Annotated in this window: 6 protein-coding genes and 1 pseudogene; all 7 read right to left on the bottom strand. The window is 62.6% G+C overall.

Features of this window, described 5'->3' with window-relative positions:
• A pseudogene (locus tag Q0I65_RS07985) lies at positions 1-212 on the bottom strand (beta-hydroxyacyl-ACP dehydratase); the annotation flags it as partial.
• Between the two features lie 89 nt (positions 213-301).
• Complete coding sequence (gene fabF, locus Q0I65_RS07980) at positions 302-1591, bottom strand: beta-ketoacyl-ACP synthase II (RefSeq protein ID WP_296062137.1); 1290 nt, start codon at positions 1589-1591, stop codon at positions 302-304.
• Entirely contained in the window at positions 1588-2352 is a 765-nt protein-coding gene (gene fabG / locus Q0I65_RS07975; RefSeq protein WP_296062133.1) for a 3-oxoacyl-[acyl-carrier-protein] reductase, read from the bottom strand. The genes fabF and fabG overlap by 4 nt, the downstream gene beginning before the upstream one ends.
• 36 nt (positions 2353-2388) lie before the next feature.
• Positions 2389-3321 carry an ACP S-malonyltransferase gene (gene fabD, locus Q0I65_RS07970; RefSeq protein WP_296062128.1) on the bottom strand — a complete coding sequence of 311 codons (933 nt, stop codon included), beginning with the start codon at positions 3319-3321 and terminating at the stop codon, positions 2389-2391.
• Between the two features lie 26 nt (positions 3322-3347).
• Positions 3348-4328, bottom strand: a complete 981-nt coding sequence (locus Q0I65_RS07965; RefSeq protein WP_296062125.1) for a nitronate monooxygenase — start codon at positions 4326-4328, stop codon at positions 3348-3350.
• Positions 4329-5180: 852 nt separating this feature from the next.
• Entirely contained in the window at positions 5181-9470 is a 4290-nt protein-coding gene (locus tag Q0I65_RS07960; RefSeq protein ID WP_296062122.1) for an S-layer homology domain-containing protein, read from the bottom strand.
• Positions 9457-9801: a hypothetical protein gene (locus Q0I65_RS07955; RefSeq protein ID WP_296062119.1), complete on the bottom strand. Its 345-nt coding sequence runs from the start codon at positions 9799-9801 to the stop codon at positions 9457-9459. The genes Q0I65_RS07960 and Q0I65_RS07955 overlap by 14 nt, the downstream gene beginning before the upstream one ends.
• Positions 9802-9831 lie beyond the last annotated feature (30 nt).

The following is a 9831-nucleotide window of genomic DNA, read 5'->3' as shown; positions in this document are numbered from 1 at the left end:
TGCGCGAGCGCCTCCATGATGATGACGCCCGGCAGCACCGGGTGCGTCGGGAAGTGGCCGCGAAACAGCGGCAGGTCGGGGTCGACGTCGAGCTCGGCCGTGATCGAGGTGCCCGGCGTGCATTCCACCACACGCGTCATCCACACGAAGGGGTCGCGATGCGGGAGCACCCGCTCGATGTCCTCGCGACCGCAAGGGAACTGAATATCCATCAAGAAGAACCTTTCTCTTTCGCAAGCGCGGGCCGCAAGCCCGAGGCAGCGCTGCTCGCGGTTCGCAAATGCGCGAGCAGCGAGCGCCTCTATTCCGCCGCAACCTCGTACGGCGAGATGGCAAGGCACGCGTTGTGCCCGCCGAAGCCGAGCGAGTTCGACAGCGCCACCTTCTGCTTGTAGTTCTCAAGCGGCTCGGCGAGCACGTTGGCGGGAGCCTCGGGGTCGGGCGTTTCGAAGCCGGCCGTCGGCGGCACGCAATCGTTCGCGACGGAAAGCGCCGTGACGATCGCCTCGACCGCGCCTGCCGCACCGAGCGTGTGGCCCGTCGTGCCCTTGACCGAGCACACGGGGACCTTAAGGCCCGCCTCTTCGCCGCACAGTGCGCGCAGCGCCTTGGACTCGGTGAGCTCGTTGGCGTGCGTTCCTGTGCCATGCGCGTTGAAATGCCCCAGGTCAGCAGGGGTGAACCCGCCTTCTTCAAGCGCGATGCGCATCGCGCGGACCACACCTTCCCCCTCCGGGTCGGGGGCTGTCATGTGGTAGGCGTCGCCCGTCGAGCCAAAGCCGGTGATTTCCGCTAAGGGCTTCGCACCGCGCGCCAGGGCATGCTCGAGCGACTCCAAGACAACCGCGCCCGCGCCTTCGCCGGCAACGAAGCCCTCGCGGTTGAGGTCAAACGGACGGGAAGCGCGCAGGGGGTCCTCCTCGCGCGAAAGAGCGCCGAGGTTCGCGAAGCCCGCGATGCAGATGGGGTTCACGCTTTCCTCCGCACCGCCCGCAAGCGCCACGTCGGTGTAGCCGTGGCGAATATCGCGCACAGCCTGCCCAATGCAGTGGGCGCCCGTCGCACACGCGGTGACGACGTTGATGCACTCGCCCTTCATGCCGTAGCGAATCGCCAGGTTGCCTGCGGCGATGTTGCCGATCATCGTGGGCACGAACAGCGGGCTCACACGCTTAGGCCCCTTCTCGAACAGCGTCTTGAAGCCGCTTTCGAGCTCGTCGATACCGCCGATGCCGCTACCGAAGACGACGGACACACGCGAGGGGTCCTCATCCTCCATGGAAAGCCCCGCCTGCGCGATCGCCTCGTCGGAAGCGACGATCGCATACTGCACGAAGCGCTCGAAGCGGCGCGACTCCTTCTTCGTAAGACCGTGCTCGGTGGCGTCGAAGCCGCAGATCTCGCCGGCATTGTAGACCTCGTAGTCGGTCGTGTCGAAGCGCTCGATGGGGCGGATGCAGCATTCACGGCCCATGACCGCCTTCCACAGCGCCTCCACGCCGACGCCCGCGGGCGTGATCGCGCCCATGCCGGTAATCACGACGCGGTTCGATCCGTCGGGTCGCTTGGTGTTCACGTTTGCCTCGCTCATAGCGCCATACCTCCGTCGATGCAGATAACCTGGCCGGTAATGTAGCCAGCCTCGTCGCTGGCCAGGAATTTCACAAGATTTGCCACGTCCTCGGGCTGGCCGAGGCGCCCACATGCGATGCGCGAGGAAATCGCCTCGCGCTGCTTGTCGGAAAGCGCGTCAGTCATGTCGGTCTCGATGAACCCAGGCGCCACGGCGTTCACCGTGACGTTGCGCGCCGCAAGCTCGCGGGAAAGCGACTTCGTGATACCGATCACGCCCGCCTTCGACGCCGCATAGTTCGCCTGACCGGCGTTGCCCGCCACGCCCACGACGCTCGACATGTTGACGATGCGGCCCGAGCGCTGCTTCATCATGATCTTCGTGGCTGCCTTACAGCAGTTGAACGTGCCCTTCAGGTTCACGTCGATCACCGCGTCGAAGTCTTCTTCCTTCATGCGCGCCACGAGCCCGTCACGCGTGATGCCCGCGTTGTTCACGAGGACGTCGAGCCGCCCGAAAGCGGCGTGCGCGGATTCCACGAGCGTCTGCGCCTCTTCCGCCGACGCGACGTTGCCCACGAGGGCGAGCGACTTCACGCCGTAGGTGGCCGAAATCTGCGCGGCAAGCTCCTGCGCGGCAGGAAGACTTCTCTCGCTCGAGCAGTTCACGCACACGTTCATGCCCGCCTCGGCGAGCGAAAGCGCGATCGCGCGGCCGATGCCGCGGCTCGATCCGGTGACAAGCGCTCCTTTGCGCTCGGGTTTGACCTGTTCAGCCATGGGTTTTGCTCACTTCCCAACTAATGGACGGGTGTTTTAGCTTGCGTCGGGCGCAAGCGATTCGAGCGCCGCGTCGAAGCTTGCCAGGTCCTGCACGCAGGCACGCGACGCCTTACGGTCGATTCGCTTGACAAGGTTCTCGAGCACGCCGCCGAAGCCGACTTCCCAAAACGTTGTGTGGCCCTGCTCCTCGAGCGCCTCGACGCTTTGCTGAAAGCGGACCGGGTGCGTAAGGTGTTCCGCGAGATGCTCACGGGCGCAGGCAGCGGAAAGCGGCGACGCGTCGACGTTGCAGATAAGCGGGATGACGGGCTCACTGAACTCGACGCCCGCCAGGTACTCGGATAGCTTTTCGGCCGCGTCTGCCATAAGCGGGCTGTGGAAGGCGCCCGACGTGGCAAGGCGCGCGAAACGCTTGCCCTCGGCAGCCCATGCCTCTTCTGCGCGCGCAACGGCATCAGGCGCACCCGAAATGACAATCTGACCTGGGCTGTTATAGTTTGCAGGAACGAGCACGTCGCCCTGGGCGCACGACTCGCACACGGCGCGGACAGCTTCATCGTCAGCCTTGAGCAGCGCGCTCATAACGCCCGCATGGGCACTCGAAGCCTCTGCCATGAATTCGGCGCGCACCTTCACGAAGCGGTAGGTTTCCTCTTCGGAGAGCATGCCGGAGACGGCGAGCGCGGACACCTGGCCGAGCGAGAAGCCGAGCACGGCTGCCGGCACCACGCCGCGAGCCATGAGGGCGCGGGCGATGCCGACCGAGAGCACGCAAAGCGCCGGCTGCGCGTAGCGCGTGTCGTTGAGCTTTTCGGGGGATGCCGTGGCCACCAGGTCGGCGAGGTCGTATCCGAGCACGTCAGAAGCGCATTCGAACGACGAAGCCACCTCGGGGAGGCCCATCAAGTCGGCGCCCATGCCGGGCTTTTGCGACCCTTGGCCAGAGAACAGGAATACGGGATTCATGCGATCGATACCTTCCTCCACCGCGACTACAAGCCCAAGCGGCGGCGCTCGGCGTTCGCGTCGGCCATCTGCTGGAGCGTGCACCCGCCGAGCGCTTCCGCCTCGCTCATGAGCTCGGAAATGACTTCTTTCGCGCTCTTGCGCTCATGCACCACGGCTGCGATCTGGCCGGACATGATGGTGCCGTTGTCCACATCGCCCTCTACGGCGCGGCGCAGCGAGCCCACGTACATGCGCTCGAGCTCGTCGCCGTTCTTCGCGAGGTCGCCCTCGAGCTTTTTCACCGAGCGAGCGAACTTGTTCTTGAGGCAGCGCACCGGATGGCCCGACCCGCGGCCGGTAACGATCGTGTCGGAATCCTTCGCGGAGAGAATCTTTTCCTTGTACGCGTCGGCAACGGTGCACTCGTCCACCGTGAGGAAGCGCGTGCCCATCTGCACGCCCTCGGCGCCGAGCGCGAAAGCGGCGGCGATGCCGCGGCCGTCCGCAATGCCACCTGCGCCGATGACGGGGATAGACACCGCGTCAGTCACCGAAGGCAAGAGCGCCATCGTGGTGAGCTCCCCCACATGGCCGCCCGATTCGGTGCCCTCCGCCACGACGGCGTCGGCGCCGAGGCGCTCCATGCGAGTCGCAAGGGCGGTCGATGCGACGACGGGAATGACCTTGATGCCCGCAGCCTTCCACATCTCCATATAGTTCGCAGGGCTGCCGGCGCCCGTGGTGACCACGTCGATCTCCAGGTCGACGAGCAGCTTCGCGAGCTCGGCGGCATTGGAGTCCATGAGCATCACGTTCGCGCCAAGCGGCTTCGACGTGATCTTGCGCGCGGCTTCCACCTGGTCGCGCACCCAATCGAGCGGCGCGCCGCCGCAGGCGATGATGCCAAGGCCGCCCGCTTCGCTGACCGCGCCCGCAAGGCTCGCGTCCGCGATGCGCGCCATGGCACCCTGAATGATAGGCACCTCAATGCCCAGGAGTTCGGTAACACGAGTTTTCACGTTCAAAATTCCTTTCCAAAACTGGGGATATCCCAGTTCGAAGCCGCTTGGATGCGGCAGTTCGATTCTTTGCGTCAGCAGTTCATGGTAAATTTGAGCCCATTTGAATGCAAGCGCCATGCGACCCCTTCACGAGAAGAACGGTCTGCGCGGCCACAAGAGCCGACTTGCTTTCACACTTGCTAACAGGTGTATAAATAACGTTCGTAACGATTCAATTTTACTCCACATTATTCTTAAATTTGGGAAGATATTCAACATGGGGAGATAAGCGCCATAAAGAGACGCACCTCGCCAAGAGGGAGAGGTGACGCAAGAAGAAATCCCCGCCAAGTGGGGAGAGAGGTAACGTAAAGAGAAACTCCCGCCAAGTGGGGAGATATATGGCGGAAAAGACGCACCCTCACTAAGTGGGGGCAGAGTTGACGCGAGGAGACACGCCCCCTTTGCGGGCATCCTTGGCGCGAGGTTCCTTTGCGCGGGATCCTTGGCACCCGGGCGTTTCCCCCTCAGCGTTTCGAAAAAGTACAGCGAAACGTGGCGATTCTGGCACAAAAACCGAGGTATCCCACGGACGAAGCCCCTTCTCGGGAGGCTGCTGCGAGATGATGGATCACTTTCGAGAAAAAACGCCAGGTCACAGAAACGTCCGGCACGAGGGCTCTCTCGCCACTACGCACTCCCCGTGGGATACCTCGGTTTTTGTGCCGAAATCTTCCTTTTGGAGTGTACTTTTTCGGGAAGCCCGGCGTAAGCGGCGACGCCAGAGCAGAGGCACCTCCGGGCACGAAGCGCCCAGCCAGGACGCGCACGGGCGCAAAGGCGCCGCCGGGGATCCAGCGGCGCCAGATGGTCATCTTACTTCAAAACGCCCAGGTAGAAGGCGCGCATGAGCACGGTCGCCGCGCGCTCGCGGGCTGCGTTCTCGCCGGGGGCGAGGCGCTTGCCCGAAGGGTCGTCGTAGCCCTCGACGAGCCCCTTGTCGGCGGCCCACTTGAGGTAGGGCGCCGACCACTCGCTCGCGTCGGCGCCGTCCACGAAGGCGGACAGGTCGGAGCCCGCGGCCTCGAGCTCGCCCGGCGCGGCGCCGAGACGGCCCAGGATCGTGACCAGCTGCTCGAAGGTCACGGGCTCGTCGGCGGCGAAGTCGAGCGCGCCGCCCGGGCGCTCGATGCCGGTGATGACGCCCTTCTCGACGGCCCAGTTCGCGGCGGCGGTGTAGAACATGCCGTCAGCGGAGCCCGCGATACCCGTGGTGTCCTTCGCGGCCGCGGGGTCGTAGGAGGCAGCCTCGTCCGGGCAGGCGTTGCGCCAGAGAATGGTGGCCAGCTCGCCGCGGGTGAGCGCGTTGCCAACGCCGAAGAGCGTCGTGCCCTCGTAGCCCGTCATGAGGCCGCGGCTTGCGACGAACTCGACGCCGGGCGCGTACCAGGAGTTGTAGTCAACGTCGGTGAAATGCGGCGCAGGCGGGTAGAACACCTCGAGCGCGCCTTCGGCTCCGCCGATAAGCTCGTACTTGCTGCCCCAGTTGTTCTCGTCCACCTTGAGCTTGGCAATCGGGACGATTCGGTAGGCTCCTGCCTTGTTGCACGCCTCTTCGGCGCTCACCACGTTGCCGTCGGCGTCGATCAACTGGTAGTCATAAGCGTTCTCGAGTACCTCATCCGCCGAATCGCCGTCAGCGAAAGCGGAGTACACCTTGCCATCGCGGACGAAATCGAGATAGGTCACGGCAATATCGGGGAACGCATCGCCGATCGTGATCCTCGCGCTGCTGGGCTGAGGCTCGAGGGAGCGCTTGACAACGTTGCCGCTGATGGCGGCATTGGCATCATCGGACGTCGCAGGCTCGGTCGTCCCGCCCACGGTGTCGGACAGATACGTCGCATCGATGCGTGCATGCCCTTCCCCGTTCGCCTTGAACGTCACGGTCGAGTTGACATCCGAATCGAACTGGCCGACAACCTCGAGCACGTCGGGGTCGCTGCTTGTCCAGGTCCAGCTGAAGTTTGCCCCGGGGTTGTCCAGCGTCTTCGTGAAGTCGACAACCTCGCCGTAAACCCAGGTCGAGACGTAGGACGCCTCATCGAATCCCGCACGAGCCAACTGTCGCACGGAAAGCGGCGCGGAGCCCCTGTAGTTTTTGGCCTCGATGGCGACGTCGTAGCCGCTCGTCTTGAACGCGCTTTCAGAGCTCGCCGCCTTCGAATAGCTAAGCGTCCCATCGTCGACAACGCTCACGCTGTCGAGAACAGTCTCGGAAGTCGCCTTGCCGACCGCCACGATCTTCGCACCGTCAGGTACCTCGCCTTCCGCGAAGAAATCGTTCGCCGTCAGCGTGCCGGAGATCGGGCCGTAGCCCTCACCGCGCCAGATGACCTGAATGGCCGGGTCAACGAAGGAAGATGCAGATAGCTGCGCCTTGATGATCTTAGCGTGATCGAACGTGACGCTCGGAGATGCAAGCGTGTACTTGCCAGCATCGGCGCCCGTCAAGGAAAGCTCGAGCGTCACGGTCTTGCCCGTGCCAGCATCAACGTCGCCCTCGGCATAAGGACCAGGGGTCGCCACGATTGAGACGTCGTCATCGCCGCACTTCCCCGCGAAGCCGACAGTGCCTTCGAGGATGCCCGCATCCGTGGTGCCGTCGTAGACCTTCACGACGGTGATATCGGAGAAGTCCAGGTCACTCAGCTGCTTGGGGCCGATCGTGAACGTCCAGCTCGGATCGGCGAGCGTAGCGGCATTGTAGCTGTCGCACTCCTGAACGTCGAGCTGCACGGCATAGGTGCCCGGATCGACCGCTTCGCTTACCGTGGCGCCGTCGCTTACGTAGCTTATCGTCTGCGCTCCGTCGCAAGAAAGCTTGCCCGTGAACTCGAAGCTCGCAACCTTGGCATTTCCGTCGTAGGCAAGGTCACTCGGCGCCGTGAACGTGAAATTCGAGAGCGCGAGGATGCGCCTCACAACGTCGATGTCGATGCTGGCGACCTTCGCCTCGTATTCCCCTGTCGCGAGGAACTTGAAGATTACCTCGTAGCGGGCGGCCTTTGGGAAGACGAAGCTGTCGGCAGGATCGGTCGGGGTGAGATAGCAGCCATTAACTTCGCTCCAAGTAAGGCTCTGCTCTGTGAGGCAAGAGACGGAGCCCTGAAGGCCCTTGACAGGTACGCCGTCCGCCTCGTAACTTACCGCGAAGACAACCCCATCGCCGCAGGTGAGCGTTGCATGAGCCGCTTCGACAAAGAGACCAGTTTCCGCGTCCACCGTACCAGCCTTAATCCCCGTCGTGATAACAGGAGGCGTATAGGCAGCAGGCTCGATCGTGCCTGGGATGACCTTGGTCATGCTGGCGCCGCCCATCTGCAGCGTAACGGTCGCCGAGAAGCTGCCCGCTTTCCCCTCCTGGCTCGCGAAGGTGCCCGCCGTGGCAGCTTGCACGTCGCTCACAACAACCGAACTGTTATCTTCGGTGATGCCCTCGATCTTGCGGATTTCGCCCAGCACCCAAGCGGCAAGGCTGCTCTCTTCGTTGGCTTCGATCATCGAGACGGTGAAGGAGGCGGGCAGGCTGTCCACAAGCTCGCTCACCACTGGGGCGATGCGGATATGGGGGTACATCCGGCTAACATAAGGATTGCCGTCCACCTTGCGCTGCTTCGTGAAGTCATCCACCTGCACGAGGCCGCTACCCTGGTCCTCATAGAGCTTTTGGGCATTCGAGCTGGGAAGATTGATGGTTTGGACGTGGTTTAGCATCGCGGAGCGGTCGCCCCGCGAAACGGCGTCGAGCATCGCCTGCGGCGAGGTGAAGGTCATCGTGTAGCAGAAGGCAAAGGCGCTGTCGGCGCTGACCTTCAGCGAGACGTCGCCCTCGAGCGTAAGCGAGGACACGTCGAGGCCGTACTCCCCGTATTTGCCGGTCACCGTAACGGTTGCCGAAGTACCCTCGGGCGCATAAATTTTGAGGTTGCCGCTGCCGCCCGCTGAGCCCAGGTCGATGATGCACGGGCCCGTGCCGACATTCTGAGAAGACTGGAATTTCACGTCGCCGTCGACGCACAGGTTGATGTCGCCCTCGGAGTAGAGCAGCTTTTGATTGTACGCGGCGGTCACGACGAGTCCGTTGTGCAGGAAGAGGGTGCTCGTGGCCTTATCATAGCTCGCGAGCCTGTCGCCGAGGATGTCGGCTTCGTTCCTCTCGCTCACGCGCACGCCGTCAAGCCAGATGTCGTAATACACCGTGTCGTCAACGAATGTCTCACCCGTAGGAATCGGATAGCCGTCGCTGTTCAGCACCCACTTGTTCAGGTTCGGTTCGGCATCCATGCTGTAGAGGTTCTCGTTGAGCGCATCGAGAAGCTCACCGTCTCTTCCACCGCCGAGGTTGCCTTTACCCGTGAAATGCGGGACGTAAGAGCCCTCGCCTTCTGCACCGATGTCGTAAAAGCTCGAGCCATCCTCGGCGTAGCAGCCCTGAACAACAACGTTCTGGCTGTTCATGCCAGCAAGGGTCGCCACATAGTTCCGGCTTCCATACTCTTTGATGCCGGAGATATCTATTGTGGTGTAGCAATTCTTTATCTTGCCGGGAGCCTCACCGGCAATGCCGCCGATGCGGCTACCGCCATGAAGGTACCCCAGATTCGCGCAGTTGTAGAATTCGGAGCTGTCCGCCATAGCAGCGATACCACCGCTTTGGACGACCGAGGGTTTGGCATTGTCAATGCCCATCTCGTTCCAGCAGTTCTTGAAGGTAGCGCCATTCGCACGTCCCGCGATGCCAGCAAGCGCGCCCGAACCCTGAATAGACCCCGAGACATGTACGCCGTTGAACTCGTCGTTGCGATAGGCCCAGCCAACGATACCGCCGGTGAGATAACAGTTATTCGTAACGGCGATATTGTTCTCACCAGCGCAGTTGGTAAAAGACGTCCTACTGCTTTGTCCTGCGAATACACCGATGTAGCCTTTGTAACTCTTCGGCGCTTGAGATGAGGTGACGTAGCTGTCCTTGATGGTAAGGTTCTGAATGTACCCGCCGTCTTTGATCTCGCTGATCAAGCCGACCATCGCGTCGTTGCGATTGATGTACATGCCCGAAATCGAATGGCCGTTGCCGTCGATGTGCCAGCTAGCCACGCCCATCGGGAGCCATTCGTTGGGCGGAGATGCTATCGTACCCCCCCCGCTTCGTGAACGCGCCGCTCTTGTCGAACGTGCCGTCGTTCAAGACGATGTCGTTCGTGAGCTTCACATAACAGCTGCCGAGCCCTGCCGCACGGGAGTTATCCGCCAGCAGCTTGAGCTCCGCGCCTGTGGATATGAGGTACGGGTCGACCTCGCTCTTCCCGCCGCCCTTAAGGCTCGAAGCAGTGCTGCCGTCCCAAACATCCGGGGTCGCTGCGTGGGCCATCGCCGGCAAAAGCGCGATACAGAATATCGATGCAAGGAGCATGATCAGGGTTTTCTTCTTCATGGGTGAACCTTTCTCATGAATGACGAACGT

This window comes from uncultured Ellagibacter sp. (assembly GCF_934643285.1).
GTDB lineage: Bacteria > Actinomycetota > Coriobacteriia > Coriobacteriales > Eggerthellaceae > Ellagibacter.
Note: the sequence above shows the minus strand (reverse complement) of the source record. Positions and strands in the feature narration are given on the sequence as shown.

Excerpts from the sequence above, each read along its gene's own strand:
- fabF (WP_296062137.1), bottom strand. The coding sequence starts at position 1,591 with ATGAGCGAGGCAAACGTGAACACCAAGCGACCCGACGGATCGAACCGC.
- fabG (WP_296062133.1), bottom strand. The coding sequence starts at position 2,352 with ATGGCTGAACAGGTCAAACCCGAGCGCAAAGGAGCGCTTGTCACCGGA.
- fabD (WP_296062128.1), bottom strand. The coding sequence starts at position 3,321 with ATGAATCCCGTATTCCTGTTCTCTGGCCAAGGGTCGCAAAAGCCCGGC.
- Q0I65_RS07960 (WP_296062122.1), bottom strand. The coding sequence starts at position 9,470 with ATGGGCGTGGCTAGCTGGCACATCGACGGCAACGGCCATTCGATTTCG.
- Q0I65_RS07955 (WP_296062119.1), bottom strand. The coding sequence starts at position 9,801 with ATGAAGAAGAAAACCCTGATCATGCTCCTTGCATCGATATTCTGTATC.